The following is a 19824-nucleotide window of genomic DNA, read 5'->3' as shown; positions in this document are numbered from 1 at the left end:
TATTTGCTATAAAGTTAGGCAAAACTAGAGGCCTATCGACTCTAGTCTTTTCCCTTGAGTTTCTTCACCTAATATCAAAATTACAGCTGCGACCAAAAGTAAAACAACAGTAAACATCATAAAGACATGGCTAAATCCATTCTTAGCCACCATCATATGTGTAACGACTATCGGTGCCAAAATCCCGCCTAAACGCCCCATTGCCGATGCCCAGCCCGAACCGAAAGCCCGAATATTGGCTGGATATTGTTCTGGCGTATAGGTATATAAAACTCCCCATGCCCCTAAATTAAAGAATGACATGAGGCAGCCCCAAAACATAATGCTGTTTACGCTGTCGGCTTGTCCAAAGAAATATGCAGACAATGCACAAAAACCAATAAAAGAAGCCAGTGTAATTTTTCTACCCAATCGTTCAACAAACCATGCCGCTGCCAAGTACCCCGGTAGCTGTGCCAAAATCATTAAAAGTACATATTCAAAAGATTTAACAATGTCATAGCCCTGTTTCACCAATAAGCTTGGTAACCAAGTGAAAATGCCATAGTAGGAATACACAATTCCAAACCAGATGAGCCACAGCATTAAACTACGACGAGCAAAAGGACCACTCCAAAGTTGTTTAAAAGAGACCTTTTGTTGTATGGCTACAGGCACAACTTCAATATGGTGAACAATTTGAACACCTGCCTGAGCTTCTAATTTTTGAACTAATGCATGCGCTTCTTCAATACGACCATGATTGATCAAGTACGGTATAGATTCGGGGAGTTTTTTCCAAATTACTAAAATATAAATCAATGGAAGGCCACCAATAAGAAATGCAATATGCCAGCCAAATTTAGGAATAATGAAATAAGAAACTAGGGCTGCAACTAACCAGCCTAACCCCCAAAAGCTTTCAAGGAGTACAATAAAACGACCGCGTACATGTGAAGGTATATATTCACTAACCAGTGTTACCGCAACAGGTAACTGTCCGCCAAGTCCAACGCCAACAATAAAACGAAAAATTAATAACCACTTTAAATCTGGAGCAAAAGCACATAAAGCGGTAGCGATGCTATAAATTACCATGGTAGAGGCAAATATTGTCTTTCGACCAAAACGGTCTGCTAAAGCGCCCGAGCAAACCGCTCCAATAGCCATTCCTACAAAGCCAATGCTCACAATCCAACCACTTTCAGCTGGAGTTAATGCCCAGTCCTTGACTAAGGTCGTCATGATAAAAGCAATGATGCCAGTGTCCATCGCATCAAACATCCAACCTAAACCCACTACCCATAAAAGCGTGTAGTGAAATTTGCCAATTGGAAGATTTTGTATACGTGAAACCAGATCCATAAGAAAACTCTACTGGAAAAAATAAGTGAGCAAGACAATATAGTTAATTGTTATAGCATGCTCACATAGCATTCTGCATAATTAATGTTCATCGGTTGAAGAAGCCGATTCTGCATCGTCATCTTTATAAATAAACTTAGGCATTTCTAAGCCGAAATAGATCGCAAGCAAACGCAGGGTAAAACCGAAAATTAAGGTTGAAATAACAGTTAACTCTAAACTGAATCCTAAATCCTGACATACCCAGTAACAGATGACTGCCACAAAAGAAATACTCGCATAAAGTTCGCGACGGAAAACGAACGGAACATCGTTACATAAAATGTCACGTAAAATACCGCCAGAAACTCCAGTTAACACCCCTGCTACTGCCGATACGACAAAACCATGTCCCATTTGCAAGGCAATCTGACAACCAATAATGGTAAATCCAATTAGGCCTAAGGCATCGAGTACCAAAAAGATGTTATGTAAATGACGCATCCATTTGGCAATAATGATTGTGACAAATGCAGCACAACAAGTCAGAACCAAATATTCAGGATGTTTTACCCAAGTTAAAGGATAGTGTCCGAGTAGTACATCACGTACAGAACCACCTCCTAAAGCAGTCACACAGGCAATCAGTACGACACCGAACCAGTCCATACTCCGTCGCCCCGCAGACAATGCACCTGTCATGGCTTCGGCAGTAATCGCAATAATATAAATAACGGTGAGTAACATCGCCCTTTCCCTCAGGCCAAACGGTGGCCGTATTTTAAGGTAAAGTTATATGAATTGTGCACAGCATTGTTTAAATTTTTTTCCGGAGCCACATACACACGGTTGTTTCATCGTGACATTCATTTCTACAGTCGGATCAAGAAAAAACCATTGTTGTTGGTGACATACAAAATGTGAAACCTCATGGTGAACTTGAGCTTTTTGTCCCTCATGATAATGTGCCTTGAACTCAACCTGCGCATGCGTTTTGTCTAGTTTTTCTTTGGCCTGAATAACGTCTAAACCCAGCCATTGATTTTGTTTGCTCCAGTCTGCAATAGCTTCTTTATCAAGCGCAGCTTGCTGACCTAAAGCAGTTGTTTTCACAATATAGTCAATTTGCTGTAATGCAAAAGCACTATAACGCGAACGCATAAGCTGCTCTGCTGTTAGGGCTTTTTCTGTACCTAAATGTAAAGGCTCACAACATTCTGCATAGCTGCCTTTTCCACATGGACAAGTGTGTTGAGTCATTTTGTGTTTCTCAAATAAAAAATAGCTCAGAGTTGAGCTATTTTATGATGTTTCTAGACTTGAAATGTCATTTAATCTTTTGATTCATCTTGTTCGATAGAAACAATATGAACTTTCTCGATTTTATGGCCTTCCATCGTCACCACTTCAAAGCGATAACCATCTGCTTCAACAGTTTCACCATTTTCAGGCAAGCGACCTAAATGGAATAATAAATAGCCCGATAAAGTAGAATACTGTTCACTTTCATCAACCAAATCACGGCCTAATAACAAAGATACATGGCGAATGTCAGTTGAACCTTCAAGTATTAATGAACCATCTTCCAAGCTCTCAGCGGCTGCATCTAGTTCATCTTCATCTGGGAATTCACCCGCAATTGCTTCTAAGATATCGATTGGTGTTGCAATACCTTCAATTGAACCGTATTCATTTAAAACGATTGCCATTTGTAAAGGCGCTTGACGTAATTGCTCCATCACCATAAGTACCTGAGCATTTTCATGCACAATGACAGGTTCACGTAAATGCTTTTGGAAATCGACCACACCAGTTTCAATAAAGCCATTCAAAACTTTATGAGTGAGTGCAATACCCTCAATGTTATCAAGTTCACCACGTGCAACAATCAAACGAGAGTGTGTCATTGACATTAAACGTTCTTTTAAAACTTCCGGCTCATCGTCTAAATCAATCCATTCAAGTTCAGGTCGTGGCGTCATTACGGACTTTACTGGACGTTCTGATAAACCAAGAACACCTTGCACAAGTACACTATGATAAACACCATTGTCTTCATCAAAAACTTCATCTGCAAAAGCTTGAGTAGCTAATACGTCCTCTTTATCAGAAGATTGTGTATCTGAGCTAGAACCACTGCTTTTACTTCCTAGCATACGTAAAACCGCAGAGGCAGTGCGATAACGCAAGTCTGTGGTTGTAACCAGCTTTTCCTGATTGCGGCGCATGCTCTGATTGATAATTTCCACCAAAACAGAGAAGCCAATTGCAGCATATAAGTAGCCCTTCGGAATATGGAAACCAAAACCTTCCACGACCAAAGAGAAACCAATCATCATCAAGAAACCAAGACACAGAATAACGACCGTTGGATGCTTATTAACAAAGTCCATGAGTGGTCTTGATGCCCACAACATGATTCCGATAGCAATTACAACGGCAACCATCATGATTGATAGCTCTTTCACCATACCTACAGCTGTAATCACACTATCTAACGAGAACACAGCATCAAGCACAACAATCTGGACAATGACCATCCAGAACGCAGCATGAACAGGATTATCTTCTTTATGAAGTTGGTTACCTTCCATTCGTTCATGCAATTCCATGGTGCCTTTAAAGAGCAAGAACACACCACCGAACAGCAAAATCAAATCACGACCAGAGAATGGATGATTAAGAATATGGAAGAGTGGTTCAGTCAGAGTCACAACCCAAGCAATCGAAGCTAAAAGTATTAGACGCATTCCTAAGGCGAGTACCAGACCCACTACGCGCGCTTTAGCTCGCTGCTCTGGCGGCAGTTTTTCGGCCAAAATAGCAATGAAAACGAGGTTATCAATCCCCAGAACAATTTCGAGAACGATTAAAGTTGCTAAGCCCACCCAAGCAGCGGGATCAGACATCCATTCAAAGATCATCGATCCTGCTCCTGCGCTGACTGGATTTTATCTTTATTTGGCAACACAGCAGGCATGCCCATACAAAGGAGGGAAAATGTTTTTTTAGGACAAGAAATTAAAACGGAGCGACTACAACCACTACCCATATTTGTTCATATGTTGTTAAACGAATTTTTAGTATAGGCAAGATTTAATAGAAATTCATCATTTTTATTTGTTCATGAAGGGCATTCACCAAACCCATACAAAACATGAATCTTTCTTATAAATCTGCTTATAAAGTTGTCATATCTTTGGCTTAGTGTAGACAAGAAATATGAACGTGATAAGGTGAAAATAAAGCAATGAATAGCGTATTAACAATGGCAGTAAATGATTCATCCATAACAGCTGTAAAAACAAAACAACCTCTTATTGCATTATATTGTGGTTCACGTGTAGGAAATAATCCAATCTATCGAGAAAAAGCAATTGAGCTCGCTCGTGGAATTGCTGAGCAAGGCTTTGGTTTGGTCTACGGCGGTGCAAGCATTGGCTTAATGGGACAAGTAGCCGACAGCGTACTCGAAAATGGCGGTGAAGCTGTGGGAGTGATCCCTGATTTTATGCTTAACTATGAAGAAGCACACTCAAGATTAACCGAATTACACGTAGTAGAAACCATGCATGAGCGCAAAGCCATGATGGCTGAACGTGCAAGTGCATTTGTTGCATTACCGGGTGGTTTAGGAACATTCGAAGAGATATTAGAAATAGCCACTTGGGGTCAACTCAACCAACATCAAAAACCCATGATTTTATATAACGTAAATGGTTTTTATAATGCATTGATTGCTCAGTTAGATCATGCGGTTCAAGAGGGTTTTCTCCCACTTCAACACCGTGCTAAATTGATTATCTGCGAAGACGTTGATCAAATTTATAACGTGATTAAAAACTTAAAAATGCCAAAAAGATTTGTTGTCTAGTTGCCCACCTACTCTCCATAAAAAAGCGGTCCTGCCGCTTTTTTTGTTTTAACTATTTTCACCGTGCCTTCAAAAGTACTTAGATTTAGTAAAGGGGTACTCAACATTGTCTTACTTTTTTTACTTTCAATTTGTTTTACACTAGACCAAAACGTTAACTTTCAAATGTTATGAATGCCACGCCGACCCACCAAGCCTTGCAACCTGAATATCGCTTACTCGTACTTTTGGTTTCCATTGGCTTTTTTATGCAGGCTTTGGACACAACGATTGTAAATACTGCTATTCCTGCAATGGCTCATCATCTAAATGAAGATCCATTACGCATGCACAGCGTAGTAGTGGCCTATGTTTTATCAGTAGCTGCCTGTATTCCTTTAAGTGGCTGGTTAGCAGACCGCTTTGGTGTTAGAAATATTTTCTTATCGGCAATCGTTATTTTTACTCTGGCTTCTTTAGGTTGTGGTCTTTCTCAAAGTCTCAATGAGCTGTTAGTTTTCCGAGTCATCCAAGGCGTGGGTGGAGCATTATTACTCCCTGTTGGTCGATTATCTCTTTTAAAAATTATTCCCCGAACTCAGTTCTTAGCTGCAATGAGCTTAATGAGTCTTGCAGGTTTACTCGGACCTTTGGCTGGTCCAACTTTAGGCGGCTGGTTAGTTGAAGTTGCAACTTGGCACTGGATTTTTCTCATCAATATTCCTATGGGTATCTTAGGCATATTAATGACATTAAAAGTCATGCCAAATGTCAAAGAGCCTACAGTTAAGACATTTGATCTGATCGGTTTTATATTATTAGTGGTAGCAATGATCGGATGGTCTTTGGGTATCGAACATCTAGCCTCACCTGAATATTCAAAATGGTTCAGCATTTCGCTATTGGTGGTCGGCATAATCGCAACACTTTGGTATGCCTATCATTCTCACACCCATCAAAACGCATTATTCCGCAGTCGACTCTTTAGAAATAAAATTTATGCGATTGGTATTTTAGGTAATTTCTTTGCCCGCTTTGGTGGTAATGCCTTACCTTTTGTTTTACCGCTCATGTTACAGGTCGCTTTTGGTTTTGAACCTTTTATTGCGGGTTTAATGATGATTCCTCTGGTCTTAGGTTCATTATTTTCAAAGCCAATCGTCAGACCGATTATTCAGAAAATTGGCTATAGACGTTTTTTACTCATCAACACAACGCTGGTCGGGTTATGTATTGCATCTTTTGCCATCATGACAGTCGACACTCCAACTTGGTTTAGAGCCTTACACTTTTTCTTATTTGGTACATTAAATTCATTACAATTTGTTGGAATGAACACTTTGACCTTAAAAGATTTGCCTCAACAAGATGCGAGTAGCGGTAATAGTTTTTTATCGATGATCATGATGCTATCAATGAGTATTGGCGTGGCGCTGGCAGGTACACTCATTAATGTATTTACCAGTTATTATGGTGCCGATCACGTGACAACAGCATTCCATGTCACCTTAATTTGCCTCGGTTGTATCAATGTCATTGCTGCACTTATCTTCTGGCAAATTCCCAAAAATACCCCCGTATAAGCCGTTGCATTTTTAGCGTGGTTTATCACTCTTGAATCACGTTATGATGTCGGCCTAACATCTTTAATGAGTTTTGCATGACCAAACTGGCTAAAACCTTTTTCACAGCACGGCACTACAATACCCTAATGGGAATTGGCTTGGCATGTGTTATGGGAGTTCTGGCTTATTTTGGTCTGTTCTATCAACAAAAAGCTGTTGCACAAGATTATCCAATTCAGGGATTCGATGTCTCTCACCATCAAGGTGACATTGACTGGAAAAAAATATCACCGGAAAAGTTCCAATTCGTTTATTTAAAAGCGACTGAAGGCGGCGATTTTAAAGATTCAAAATTTCAAGAAAATTGGCTTAAGGCTCGTGAACATGGGCTTCATGTAGGGGCTTATCATTTTTACCGTCTATGCCGTGATGGTAAAACGCAAGCAGATAACTTTATTGCGACTGTGCCTAAAAAATCAGATGCGCTTCCGCCAGTTATTGATCTGGAATACGACAGTAACTGTATTAATACATACACCAAAGAACAATTAATTAAAGAAATTGGCATCATGCATGATCGCTTAAAACAGCATTATGGCAAACAGCCCATCTTTTATATTTCTAGAACTTTTTATCACATTGTCCTAGTTGGAAATTTTTCTGGTACTCCTCTTTGGGTGCGCGATTATGAAGCTAAACCTGAACTCAAAGATAAAAGAAAATGGCTCTTTTGGCAGCATAGTAATCAGGGTAAAATTGAAGGGATAACAAAGCCTGTAGACTTAAATGTCTATGAGGGTTCAGTCAAAGAATGGCACCAATTTTTACAGCAGCAAGGCATCGTGAAAGCACAATAATATGCGCAAAATCATTCATATCGATATGGATGCCTTTTATGCATCAGTCGAGCTACGGGAACAACCTGAATTAAGGCATTTACCCGTTGTTATTTCGTCTCATCATCCGCGAGCTGTGATTGCTGCTGCATCTTACCCTGCCCGTGAATTTGGTTTACGTTCAGCCATGTCGATGAGTCAGGCAAGAAAACTATGCCCTCAAGTCGTTATTATTGAACCAAATTTTGAAAAATATCGCACAGTTTCAGCTCAAATTCACTCGATCTTTCAACAATATACTCTGCTTATTGAGCCATTATCTTTAGATGAAGCTTATTTGGATGTCACTGAGAATTTAAAACAGATTGCGAGTGCAACTGAAGTTGCCATGCATATTCGAGAAGATATTTTCAGATTAACTGGACTGACTGCATCGGCAGGTGTAGCACCCAATAAGTTTTTAGCAAAAATTGCTTCTGACTGGAATAAACCGAATGGTTTATGCGTAATAAAACCTTCGCAGGTTGCTAATTTTATTCAGGACCTTCCGCTTAAAAAAATTCCTGGAGTCGGTAAAGTTACTCAAGAAAAATTACAGCAACTTCAACTACATACTTTGGGCGACTTACAAAAAATTGAAGAGGCTATTTTAGTTCACCATTTCGGTAAATATGGTCAACAGCTCTATCTATATGCGCAAGGGATTGATCATAGACCTGTTCAAGCTGAAAGAGCTCGCCAACAAATTTCGAAAGAGACTACCTTTGATAGTGATTTTACTTTAGCTCAATGTCAGCCCTATTGGCAGGGATTAGCCGAAAAAGTCTGGCAAAGCTTAGAGAAAAAACAGCTCAATGCACGTGGTGTTAATGTCAAACTTAAACTCAAGAATTTTCAGACTTTACAACATAGTAAAAGCTTTAAAAGACCTATTCAGTCGCTACACGACCTAATCCAAGTTTTATTTTTGTTATTAAATGAAATGCAGATTCCCGAACATTTCCAGTTTCGCTTAATTGGTATAGGGGTTTATCAGTTACAAACCCAATCAGATGACTTTCAACTAAACCTTTGGTGATTGACTACTTTTCACTCAAAAAGAGTGGATTTTGAACAAAATCTATTCCCTTTTGCTCCAAGTTTAGAGTAACCTAATCAGCGCATATTCATTACCCATGTATTTGCAACATGCTTAAAGCAACCTTTACTTTTGGCATACCGTCCTGTGATTGGCGTGACGACCAAATCCGAATATTACAGGGCACAAATGTGCCCTTTTATTAAGATCTCAATTAAAATTTATTCTTTAATAAAAACATTTATATATTACAGTCCTGTTTGGTCATTTTAATATGAGTAATTAAAGAACTATCTTTATAGTAATATTTCAAACTAATTTGTGCTCCTTTATCTAATAGTTCTTTCATTGTTGTATTTTCACAAACATTCTTTATCATTTCCGGAATTCCATTACTTTCAACCCATTCATTCCATTCAATAGGAAGATCAGCCGCATTGAAGTGAATTAAACGATAAATCATAGTTAACTCCTTACCTTTCGCTTCGACATGCTCGAAATTTGTTTCTCTATCTACCTGTCTTGGTAGATTTTTATTCATTAAATTTGCTCCCAAAGATAACTGTAATTCGAGATCATCTTTTATTCCTTTTTTGCACAAATTCGGTGGGTTAAGTGTTGAATACTCTTCTGTAATATATAGTTTTTTATCATCTTTTCTTGAAACCACCATATAATAGTCATTATCTGAATAACAATTTCTATTACTATACTTAGTGGCTGTAATTTTCGCGGACTCTTGTTCTCTTATAATTTTCACATTGCTCAATTTAATTTGATAAGCCATTCTTTTTATTAATTCAATATTCTCTAAGTTTAACTCTTTAAATTTCTTACCAGTCATACTTATTGTTCTTTCAATACCATCTGAGGTTATACCTGTTGCATGAATTTTTGCATCATCTGCATACATTTCCAACCCTTTAGCATCTGAACTATTTGACAAATCTTCATATTTTTTTAAGAACATCAAATACTGTTGATCTGGATTAAATGCATAAGATATAGAGGTAGTGCTAATTAATATCCATAATATAAATAGTATAATTCTTTTCAACTTCAATATATCCAATTAAGTTTATTTTTATTAATAATATAATACTCAAACTATATAATAAATATTTTCATTAATTATTCTATTTAAATATAAAATTTACAATTTAATATAGTTCGATCAAGTACAATTCATTTTATTTTTTTACTCGGTAATAAATATGACGGTAAAGCGTTTACACGTTACTTCACGCTACTGCGAAGTTGCGATTTCAGGTAATTTAGTACACTTAGCTGGGCAACTCGCAGATGATACAAGCGTAGATGTTACATCACAGACTCAGCAAACTTTAGATAATATTGATCGCTTATTGGCAGAAGCTGGAACCGATAAAACCCACATTCTTTCTGTCATGATTTTTCTAAAAGATATCGAAAAAGATTATGCAGCGATGAATGCTGTTTGGGATGCATGGATTAGTGAAGGGAACCCGCCAGCGCGTACTTGTGTAGAGTCAAAACTTTATACGCCAGACGTGCTTGTAGAAATGACGGTTGTTGCAGTACTTCCATAATTTTTATAAATATAAATCGAGATTAAATTGAGCAATATCTCTAGTTATATTGCTCAATTTTTTACTGCTTAAATAATTAATGTCAGTATCTTATTAGGGCTTATCAAATTGCTAAGCTTGCCCATACTTGTTATTCAAGATTAGGCACAATTATTTTTAATCTTTATTGCACCGAACTCTTATCCAAATCCGACGTTACCTACTTTTTAAGACTTCACAAAAGCATTTGACATTCTTTCTAGCTGCGGCGTTGCATGTAAAGTTGCCATCTCTGTTTCTGGACTCAATAAGTCTCTTCTTAGATCATGATAGTCAGGTACCTCACTGTAATGCAGCACACGATAACCAGCGAGTTGCAACAGACGACGTTCATATTGTTGATGCGCTCGGCGTAAACCATTTTCGCCAAGAACAACAACTACAACAACCTGATAATTTTGATCAAGTACAACAAAATCAGCTGCCATATTTTGATATTTTCGACGTGTATGCGCATATTTTGTAGTTAATAGTGCATCAAAGGATACATGTGCCAATACTGTAAATTTAGGCAAAACTGTTTGTAGTCTGGTTAATGTTATTTGCTCATGACTCGTTAATACTGCACGGCGCTTCAAGGCACTATCATGTTGATGCCTTCGTGAAAGACTTTTCACTGCCATCACAACAGCCAAAAATAATAATAAGATCGTAATTAGATAATACATGGGCTTAATCCTTTAAGTTTTTTATAATGATTTTGCTAGATCACACTTTGTTTTAATTGATAACGACACAGCCGTTCTTTAAAAGGTTCACTTAGTAATTTCACTTGTAGTTATCAAGCTTGGCTTAAATTTAGCCACCCTCACATTATTTATAATCATAGAGTCAACAACAATCAAGTGCAGCTCGTCAGATTTATTAAAATTATCGTTTTTCGTTACTCTTTTTGTACCAAAAATCTCACTATGCGATTTAAATAGACACATTAAAAACAAAAAAGGCTCTGTTTAAGAGCCTTTTTTATCATTATCCACGAGCTTTTGATTTTGGTTTACTTTTACCACCAAACGGTCTCTTCTCGCCTGTTTCACGAGGAGGTAAACCTGTATGCTGGGTTAGAACCTGTCCTTTTTGTGGACGTTTTTGCCCCGCTGCTGAGCGAGATTGCCCCTGACCGCGTTTTGCTGAATCTCCCGCCACAGACGAGTTCTTCTTACGTGCAGATTTATATTCACCTTCAGCAGTACCTTGTGGCTGATAGGTCGGAATCAAATGCTGCTTCGAATTACCAATTAAATCGGCACGACCCATTTCTTTTAAGGCCTCACGAAGTAATGGCCAGTTGTTTGGATCATGGTAACGTAAGAATGCTTTATGCAAACGACGACGCTTCTCACCTTTTACAATATCAACTTTTTCAGTATAGCGAGCTACTTTAGCAAGCGGGTTTTTACCCGAATAGTACATGGTGGTTGCAGTTGCCATTGGCGATGGGTAGAACGTTTGTACCTGATCGGCACGGAAACCATTTTTCTTAAGCCAGATTGCAAGGTGCATCATGTCATAATCTGAAGTACCCGGATGCGCAGCAATAAAGTAAGGAATTAAATATTGCTCTTTTCCGGCTTCTTTACTAAAGCGGTCAAACATTTGCTTGAAACGATCATATGTCCCAATACCCGGTTTCATCATCTTCGATAAAGGGCCATTTTCGGTATGCTCTGGAGCAATTTTTAAATAACCGCCAACATGATGTTGTACCAGTTCTTTTACATATTCCGGATTCAGTACGGCAAGGTCATAACGTAAACCTGAACCAATTAGAATCTTCTTCACACCTTTAATCGCACGCGCTTTACGATAAAGCTGTACTAAAGGTGCATGATCAGTATGCAAGTTTTGACAAACACCCGGATATACACAAGAAGGTTTACGGCAGTTCTTTTCAATTTCAGGGTCTTTACAGTGCAAACGGTACATGTTTGCTGTTGGACCGCCTAAGTCAGAAATAATGCCTGTGAAGTTTGGTGCCGTGTCACGAATTTTCTCAATCTCACGTAAAATTGAGTCTTCAGAACGGTTTTGAATAATACGTCCTTCATGCTCTGTAATCGAACAGAAAGTACAGCCACCAAAACAGCCACGCATAATGTTGACCGAGAATTTGATCATGTCAAATGCTGGGAAACGAGCATCGCCATATGTTGGATGAGGCAAACGTGCATATGGAAGATCAAACACATAGTCCATTTCCTCAGTGGTTAGAGGAATTGGTGGAGGATTGATCCAGACATCACGTTCACCATGGCGTTGAACGAGTGCACGTGCATTACCCGGATTAGTTTCAAGATGCAAAATACGGTTTGCATGCGCGTAAAGCACGTGATCATTTGACACGTCTTCAAAAGAAGGTAAACGAATGACCGCTAACTCGCGTGGAGGTAACTTATGTTTAATTGCTTTTGACGGTGCCGGCTTTAATTGAACAATTTGAGTGTCGTCATCTAGTTTGTCGCCTTCACGCACAATCGGATTTGCAACAATCTCTTTCTGGAAATCTTGATACTGAGCTAATGAGTTACCTTTTTCTTTTTCAACCTCACAGCCATCAATATCTTCAGTCATGACATATGGGTTAATAATTGGATCAACACGTCCAATCGTATCTACATCATTACTCGCAACTTCAACAAACTTTGCTTTTGATGCTTTGTTATGTTTATTAATAATAAATGCTGTACCACGAACATCTGTAATCTCGTGGATTTTTTCACCTTTAGCCAAACGATGCATCACATCAATAATGGCACGCTCACCATTACCATACATAAGCAAATCGGCTTTTGAATCCATCAAAATCGAACGACGAACTTTATCTGACCAATAATCGTAGTGTGCAATACGACGTAAACTGCCTTCAATTCCACCTAATAACACAGGTACATCAGGGAATGCTTCACGACAACGCTGGCAATATACTGTTGCTGCACGGTCAGGACGTTTGTTCGGCTCATTGTTTGGAGAGTAAGCATCATCTGAACGAATTTTACGATCTGCCGTATAACGGTTGATCATCGAATCCATATTACCTGCCGTCACACCCCAAGCAATGGTGGGCTTACCTAAAACGCGGAAGCTTTCAACATTGGTCCAGTCTGGCTGTGCAATAATTCCGACACGAAAACCTTGTGCCTCAAGCACACGTCCAATCACACCTGAAACAAACGATGGATGGTCAATATAGGCATCACCGCAAACTAAAATGAAGTCACACGCATCCCAGCCGAGTTGATCCATTTCTTCTCGTGACATCGGCAAAAATGGCGCTGGTTCAAAACACGACGCCCAATATTTGTCGTAATCAAACAACGCTTTTGGCGCAGTTTGCATGGTGTAGGCAGTAGACATGGCTTGCGAATCTCGGCTAGCAGATGGAGGAGAGACATCTAAAGATGAAAGCCGATCATTTTAACATGAATTCCATTCATTTTCCCTGTTTATAAAACAAACGAAAACAAGGATATAAAAAATAATTTGATTAAAGTTTATCCAATATTTTATTCTTCTAATAAATGCGGCGGAATAAAAGCCGCCGCAGTTTTAACTCATTTATTTATAGGGGTTAGAACAAAGCTTTTGGCAAACGAATTTGAATAATCTCATTATCGTCAGCCAATTTTGCGTTACGCCCTGTAGAGCCTGGGAAGTTATTATCATTTAGAACAGTCAGCGTTGTACCATTTTCAATGATGACATCTTCAATGGTTTCAAATGGGAAGGCGAAAACTTGTTCTGTCCCAATATCCCCTGCTCTTGCTGTGCCATAAAGTAAATTAGGATTGGCAATTTTAATTAAATCGACTAAATCTTCGCGACTTACTAGTTGGCCTGACTCATTTAATTTAATACGAATTAGTTTTTTATATCCGCCTAAATTATTCTGAGTCGCATCACGCTCAATAATAATGCCTTCTTTATCATTAAAGAGTTGGAAGTCCCCAATATTGGTTGCCTTACTGTCTAACTGAAACCAATAATATTTTCCTGTATAAGCTTTTTTCTTCAGATCAAATTGGGAAATCAATAATTGTCTTTCCGTTTCTCGAATTGATTTAAGTGGTTTCTCTACAAGAGGATAGAGATATTGGCCATCTGGCGAAATTGCCATTCCTTCAAAACCGCCACTTTGCTGAACTAGAGGCTCTACAAAATTAATTTGCGCTTTATTAAACTGATTTTGAGGAGAGCGAAGTTCTTGCGTCGGATTTAGTGGATTTGGCAGAGCAATTGGAGCATCCAACAACACACCATCTGCAGAGAAATGAAGTAAATAAGGACCAAACTCATCACCAATCCAATAAGTCCCATCACTAGTACGTTGCATTGACTCTGGGTCAAAATCAGCACCCGTTAATAAACGCTCAGCTGTATCACCATTGACGATATTAAATGGAATTAACTTGTTTGGATCACGCAGTTGGATAAAGCTTTGCACAGTCACTTGACCCGTGCCTTTAGCTTTAGTTTTGAAATCAGGCTTTAATTTATAGATACGAAGTAAAAAGTCTGATGAATTATCTTGAGTTCCAAACCCGTTATCGGCCATTGCCATATAACTGCCATCTTCATTTTTTAATGCAGCAGAAAAGCCCTGTACAGGTTGACCTTTAAATGGAGGATAAATTCCATTTGCACCTTTCACATATGCGCCAGATTCTGGACCAGCTGCATAGGTTTCTACAGGTAACTTGGCAAAAGAAATTAAGGTCGGTTCGGTAACGTTTTCAGTGGGTGAAGTTTGTTCTTGATCGTTATCATCGTTACATGCCGTCAATCCTAAACTGGCACAGCATAATAATGCCACTAAAGTTTTTTTGCTCATGGTTTTATACAGTCGGTAAAAAATTAAGCAAATTTAATCAAGCTTATATGAAGTTTTTACTTCAAAAAGATGAAATCTTTATGGCGAAAATATGACAAATATATCTGTTAGATCAATGTTAAAAAACTATTGGCTCAAGATTTCACTAAAGTTTCGTTGGCTGATATTCTCCAGCAATTGCTGCTTTCAAAAAATTCTGAAAGGTAGGACATAGCATATGATTTTCAGCAGGACACACTGCCGCATGTTGTAATCCTTGACTAATAAAATGTAATCGCTTTGCCATTTGCTCTAATTGTTCAGCTTTATCTTTTAATTTTTGACGATCAAGATCAGGTTTACCATCTTGTCCAAACATTGTGGCGATTTCATTTAAAGAAAAACCCGCAGCACGACCTAAAGCAATTAATGCCAATTGATCAAGCACCTGTTTACCATACTGCCGGCGTAAACCTTGCCGCCCTATTGATTTAATTAATCCCTTCTCTTCATAAAAACGTAGCGTTGCTGTTGTGACTTGTGCCTTTTTCGCGACTTCACCAATATCCATAATACCCTCTTGACTTCAAGTGAACTTTAACTTGCACAATAAATTTATCACGTTTCATACGTATAAAAGCAAGGTGTAAAAATGAATATCTCCACATTGTTCTTTCAAGCTTTATGCCTCGGTATCGGGGCAACAGTAATTATGGATATCTGGCTGTTAATATTAAAGATATTCAAAATTTCAACCTTAAATTTTGCCTTTCTCGGACGCTGGATTGGTTGGATATTTCAAGGCAAATTCATACATCAATCCATTGCCCAAAGCTCTCAAATTAAGGGTGAATATTTACTGGGTTGGATCACACACTATAGCGTTGGGGTGATTTTTGCCTTGAGCTTTCTTTTCATTGTCGGCTCCGATTGGCTCATTCATCCTCAGTTTTACTCAGCGCTCCTGTTTGGTGTGGTCACTGTTCTCATTCCTTTTTTTATTATGCAACCTGCAATGGGTAGCGGTTTCGCTTCTTCAAAAACCCCTCATCCATTTTTGAATTGTCTAAAAAGTTTGCTTAACCATAGTGTTTTTGGCTGTGGTTTATATCTCACTGCAAAAATCTTTCAAATTTAAAATAAAGGAAAATCTCATGAAAACCGTTGCTATTATTTACCATAGTCGCCAAGGTCATACTCAGTTTATTGCTCAGCAAATTCAAACTGGCTTATTAAGCCAAAAAAATATTAAAGTAGATCTACTGAGTGCTGAACATCTCATTGAAAACCCTGAAATACTTATCCAATACGATGGCTTGATTTGGGGATCTCCGACTTACTTAGGCGGAGTATCCTCGAAATTAAAACAACTCATGGATGCAACTGGCCCACTATGGAAAAAACAGAGCTTTAAAGGAAAACTAGCGGCTGGGTTTACCGTATCATCCCTTCCCGCAGGTGATAAACAATCGACATTAATTTCACTTTTTACCTTCTGTATGCAACATGGCATGTTATGGATCGGTAATCCAATTCTGCCCGAGCAACATCAAGGTGTGCCTTATTCTGAAGCTGCTAATCGTCTTGGTTCATGGTCAGGATTAATGGCTCAGGCTGAACACGGCAGTAGTCCCGATAGGTTTGATGAAGGAGACATTAAAACTGCTCGATTATTTGGAAATAATTTTGCAATGACCTTGAATGCTTATCTTGGAGTGTAAGATTATGACAGCACAAAGGATTTTATTACTCTTAATTTTATCCGCAACGATGTCATTTATAATTTCAGGAATTACGACTCTCAAAGCAGTAGGACCAGTTCAAAATTTCTTTTCATTATGGATATCCGCATGGGGTATTGCGTGGATATTTACTTTTCCAAGTGTGTTGATCTGTACTCCTGTAGCACAGAAACTAGTCAACATCGTATTTAAGAAAGTTGAAAAAGTATATCTGTAAGTTAAAACGTACAAAACTTGCGGTGATTTGCGGATATCCAGCTTTAGTATTTTTTTATAATATATGAAACATAGAGAGACAGGATGTCTCATTGAAGAAGAATAAGAACGCAGGAAGCGGTAGTTGACAGGAGTTAGCTACATAAGCTGAATACGAAGGAACCTCGACAGGATGTCGGGGTTTTTTCATTTTAATCATACAAAATTATCACTATTTTCTTGTGCTGAGCAACAGAACTTATATTGATCCATTAGTTACAGCTGAATACCATGATTTCATTTGAAACTTGATTATCGGTTTTATATTTTGCTTACCTCATCTTTATCTAACAATTATTTTAAACCGACTCAAATAAACATTTTGAGTCTCAAATTTTTCGTAATTGCTTTAATGACAATAATGACTGGGTGTACAAGCTTAGGCCCGAATAGTGGTTCATTTTCATGGCGTTCAAATAAGCTCTCGTCCGGTCTACAAAAAGCTTATTCTGTTCCACAAAGCACAGCAAATCGATTATCTCCAATAATTATTCAAAGTGCTGACCAATATAATGTGCCCCCTCTTTTACTTGCCGCGGTCATAAGACAAGAGTCTAGTTACAATAGTAACGCCCTCTCACCTACGGGTGCAGTAGGTTTAACTCAAATTATTCCTAGCTATTGGCAACAAACTTGTGCCGGTAATTTGTATGATGAAACGACTAATATTCAATGTGGTGCGTATATTTTAAATCATTATTATCAGTCAGCTGATAGTTGGTTTAAAGCCACTGCTTATTACAACGTTGGACCTACAGGATATGAGCGAAGTTTCTGGACACGGCACAAAGCTAAAAAATATGCTCGATCTGTTAAACGCCATCAAAAAGCTCTAAAAAGCGCCTTATAAATTAAGGTCAAATAAAAAGCCCATCTGTTGATGGGCTTTTTATACAAGTAATTTTATTCGTCAAATAAACCTTCAAATAGAACAGAAGATAAATAACGCTCTCCACTGTCTGGAAGAATAACAACAATCGTTTTGCCAGCATTTTCAGGACGTTCTGCAATTTTAGCAGCCGCAGCCAAAGCTGCTCCACTTGAAATACCCACTAAAATGCCTTCCTGCGTTGCACAATTTCTTGCCCACTGAATTGCTTCTTCACTAGTTATTGGTAGGACTTCATCAACAAGATCTAAATCAAGATTCTTTGGAATAAAGTTCGCACCAATTCCCTGAATTTTATGTGGTGCAGGTGTAATATTCTCACCATTTCTAGTTTGAGTAATAATTGGAGACTCAGCAGGTTCAACGGCTACAGAGTACAAAGGTTTATTTTGAACTTGTTCGAAATAACGAGAAATACCAGTAATTGTGCCACCAGTACCTACACCAGCAACCAAAATATCGACTTGCCCGCCTGTTGCTTGCCAAATTTCAGGACCAGTTGTATCCACATGGATTTGTGGATTCGCTGGATTTTCAAATTGTTGAGGTAGAAAATAAACATCTGGTTGTTCAGCTGCTAATCTCACAGCTTCATCAACTGCACCTTTCATCCCTTTCGCTGGTTCAGTTAAAACTAAATTGGCACCGAGTGCTTTTAACACTTTTCTACGCTCAAGACTCATGCTTGCAGGCATAGTTAAAGTAATTGGGTAACCCTTAGCCGCTGCAACAAAAGCCAACGCAATCCCCGTGTTACCACTGGTTGGTTCAATAATATGCATGCCTTCTTTTAACACACCACGCTTTTCTGCATCTGCAATAAGTGCCGCTCCAATACGACATTTCACAGAAAATGCAGGATTCCGACTTTCTACTTTTGCTAATATAGTTGCACCAGTTTTAATCAAACGATTGATACGAACTAAAGGTGTATTACCAATTGCTTCTGCATTATTTGAATAAACTGCGATCCCTAAATTATTGGGTGTTGGAAATTGCTGGTCGGTAGACATGTTATATCCTTATTAGATTTGGAATGATTCTGAATCATTATAGGCCTGTCAAACAAACAGGAAAGTAGAAAACATTAAGTTTTAGAAAAATTTATACTTTTAAGATAATAAAGCTTTTTTCATGAGGGACTAAAGTATAAATCATCAAACTTTTTATATAGAAGAATAACTAAGACTAATCATTTGATATAGCTAGAATTTTTATATTTTAATGTACCATTTTCTAATATTAATGTAGATTTCGTTACGCTATTACTTGTAACCACTTCTTTATAATTTCCTCTTTCTAACAAAAACTTAGTTTCACTTTCTAACACTACTTCTGCTGACTGCTTATTTTCAGATATATAAAGGGACTTGATCTTAGCATTATGAAGAATTTTGGAAGCATTAATAAAGGTTATAATTACTCCCTCTTTATAACTCTCTTTAATGAGAGGGGTAGCATCCTTCTTAGCACCCAAAAAATCTTCCGATAACAAGGCCATAAAACTCATTATTTCCTTGTTTTGTACTGATGTTTTTTCTTTTTCTAAAAGATTTAAAACCAATTTTTCATCAATAGATTCAGCTGGATAACTATTAAAAGCAAAACAAGCAAATAAAAAAACTATTATTCTCATAAAATACCTAAATTAAAATTATAAAAGGAAATTAAGATATTATTTCTTCGTTTATACCTTCCTATTTTGCTTATCTTTTCATCTTTTAGATTGAATTACTATAGGAAATCAGCGCACTTATTTAGATTTTCCAAACATAAAAAAACACCCTCAACTGTAAAGTTGAGGGTGTTTAGAATAATGAGCTGGCGATGACTTACTCTCACATGGGAAACCCCACACTACCATCAGCG

At 38.0% G+C, this 19824-nt stretch carries 20 protein-coding genes; 9 read left to right on the top strand and 11 right to left on the bottom strand.

Features of this window, described 5'->3' with window-relative positions; genetic code table 11:
• Positions 1–24: 24 nt before the first annotated feature.
• The 4 genes from ASF86_RS17965 to ASF86_RS17950 form a co-directional block, all read right to left on the bottom strand.
• Positions 25–1344, bottom strand: a complete 1320-nt coding sequence (locus ASF86_RS17965) for an MFS transporter (RefSeq protein ID WP_056484240.1) — start codon at positions 1342–1344, stop codon at positions 25–27.
• A gap of 81 nt (positions 1345–1425) precedes the next feature.
• The gene (locus ASF86_RS17960; protein WP_042894279.1) at positions 1426–2070 is read right to left on the bottom strand and encodes a trimeric intracellular cation channel family protein; all 645 of its coding nucleotides are present in this window, start codon (positions 2068–2070) and stop codon (positions 1426–1428) included.
• 45 nt (positions 2071–2115) lie between these two features.
• Positions 2116–2583, bottom strand: a complete 468-nt coding sequence (locus ASF86_RS17955) for a YchJ family protein (protein WP_056484237.1) — start codon at positions 2581–2583, stop codon at positions 2116–2118.
• Between the two features lie 71 nt (positions 2584–2654).
• A complete protein-coding gene (locus tag ASF86_RS17950; RefSeq protein WP_005037379.1) occupies positions 2655–4247 on the bottom strand; it encodes a TerC family protein in 1593 nt (530 codons plus the stop codon).
• A gap of 326 nt (positions 4248–4573) precedes the next feature.
• Between ASF86_RS17950 and ASF86_RS17945 the strand changes: the two genes are divergently transcribed.
• From ASF86_RS17945 to dinB, 4 genes are all read left to right on the top strand, one after another.
• The gene (locus tag ASF86_RS17945; RefSeq protein WP_005037381.1) at positions 4574–5197 is read left to right on the top strand and encodes a TIGR00730 family Rossman fold protein; all 624 of its coding nucleotides are present in this window, start codon (positions 4574–4576) and stop codon (positions 5195–5197) included.
• Positions 5198–5367: 170 nt separating this feature from the next.
• A complete protein-coding gene (gene mdtD / locus ASF86_RS17940; RefSeq protein WP_017391137.1) occupies positions 5368–6759 on the top strand; it encodes a multidrug transporter subunit MdtD in 1392 nt (463 codons plus the stop codon).
• A gap of 77 nt (positions 6760–6836) precedes the next feature.
• Entirely contained in the window at positions 6837–7598 is a 762-nt protein-coding gene (locus ASF86_RS17935; RefSeq protein WP_005037385.1) for a GH25 family lysozyme, read from the top strand.
• Between the two features lies 1 nt (position 7599).
• Complete coding sequence (gene dinB / locus ASF86_RS17930) at positions 7600–8655, top strand: DNA polymerase IV (RefSeq protein WP_017391135.1); 1056 nt, start codon at positions 7600–7602, stop codon at positions 8653–8655.
• Positions 8656–8896: 241 nt separating this feature from the next.
• Here the strand turns inward: dinB and ASF86_RS17925 are convergent, their stop codons facing one another.
• Positions 8897–9712, bottom strand: a complete 816-nt coding sequence (locus ASF86_RS17925) for a hypothetical protein (protein WP_056484234.1) — start codon at positions 9710–9712, stop codon at positions 8897–8899.
• Positions 9713–9869: 157 nt separating this feature from the next.
• Here ASF86_RS17925 and ASF86_RS17920 point away from each other — a divergent pair, with 157 nt between their 5' ends.
• Entirely contained in the window at positions 9870–10223 is a 354-nt protein-coding gene (locus tag ASF86_RS17920; RefSeq protein ID WP_056484231.1) for a RidA family protein, read from the top strand.
• A 206-nt stretch (positions 10224–10429) separates the two neighbouring features.
• On the opposite strand, the gene ASF86_RS17915 is transcribed toward ASF86_RS17920, so the two are convergent.
• The 4 genes from ASF86_RS17915 to ASF86_RS17900 form a co-directional block, all read right to left on the bottom strand.
• Positions 10430–10930, bottom strand: a complete 501-nt coding sequence (locus ASF86_RS17915; RefSeq protein ID WP_003654375.1) for a DUF2726 domain-containing protein — start codon at positions 10928–10930, stop codon at positions 10430–10432.
• 304 nt (positions 10931–11234) lie between these two features.
• Positions 11235–13616 carry a YgiQ family radical SAM protein gene (locus ASF86_RS17910; protein WP_056484228.1) on the bottom strand — a complete coding sequence of 794 codons (2382 nt, stop codon included), beginning with the start codon at positions 13614–13616 and terminating at the stop codon, positions 11235–11237.
• A 214-nt stretch (positions 13617–13830) separates the two neighbouring features.
• Complete coding sequence (locus tag ASF86_RS17905) at positions 13831–15090, bottom strand: esterase-like activity of phytase family protein (protein WP_056484225.1); 1260 nt, start codon at positions 15088–15090, stop codon at positions 13831–13833.
• Positions 15091–15235: 145 nt separating this feature from the next.
• Positions 15236–15640, bottom strand: a complete 405-nt coding sequence (locus ASF86_RS17900) for a helix-turn-helix domain-containing protein (RefSeq protein WP_045437140.1) — start codon at positions 15638–15640, stop codon at positions 15236–15238.
• An 81-nt stretch (positions 15641–15721) separates the two neighbouring features.
• Here ASF86_RS17900 and ASF86_RS17895 point away from each other — a divergent pair, with 81 nt between their 5' ends.
• The 4 genes from ASF86_RS17895 to ASF86_RS17880 all read left to right on the top strand — a co-directional run bounded on the left by ASF86_RS17895 (position 15722) and on the right by ASF86_RS17880 (position 17916).
• Positions 15722–16207, top strand: coding sequence for a DUF2938 domain-containing protein (locus tag ASF86_RS17895; RefSeq protein WP_056484222.1), 486 nt, complete (start codon positions 15722–15724; stop codon positions 16205–16207).
• A 16-nt stretch (positions 16208–16223) separates the two neighbouring features.
• Positions 16224–16790 carry a flavodoxin family protein gene (locus tag ASF86_RS17890; protein ID WP_056484219.1) on the top strand — a complete coding sequence of 189 codons (567 nt, stop codon included), beginning with the start codon at positions 16224–16226 and terminating at the stop codon, positions 16788–16790.
• Positions 16791–16794: 4 nt separating this feature from the next.
• Positions 16795–17028 (top strand): DUF2798 domain-containing protein, encoded by a 234-nt coding sequence (locus ASF86_RS17885; RefSeq protein WP_056484216.1) that lies wholly within the window; start codon positions 16795–16797, stop codon positions 17026–17028.
• Between the two features lie 279 nt (positions 17029–17307).
• Positions 17308–17916: a lytic transglycosylase domain-containing protein gene (locus ASF86_RS17880; protein WP_081407770.1), complete on the top strand. Its 609-nt coding sequence runs from the start codon at positions 17308–17310 to the stop codon at positions 17914–17916.
• A gap of 53 nt (positions 17917–17969) precedes the next feature.
• On the opposite strand, the gene cysK is transcribed toward ASF86_RS17880, so the two are convergent.
• Positions 17970–18968 (bottom strand): cysteine synthase A, encoded by a 999-nt coding sequence (cysK, locus tag ASF86_RS17875; protein WP_056484210.1) that lies wholly within the window; start codon positions 18966–18968, stop codon positions 17970–17972.
• Positions 18969–19147: 179 nt separating this feature from the next.
• Positions 19148–19591, bottom strand: a complete 444-nt coding sequence (locus tag ASF86_RS17870) for a hypothetical protein (protein WP_056484207.1) — start codon at positions 19589–19591, stop codon at positions 19148–19150.
• Positions 19592–19824: the final 233 nt, after the last annotated feature.

The organism is Acinetobacter sp. Leaf130, from assembly GCF_001423205.1.
Lineage (GTDB): Bacteria > Pseudomonadota > Gammaproteobacteria > Pseudomonadales > Moraxellaceae > Acinetobacter > Acinetobacter calcoaceticus.
This window is presented reverse-complemented; position numbering and strand designations above follow the sequence as displayed.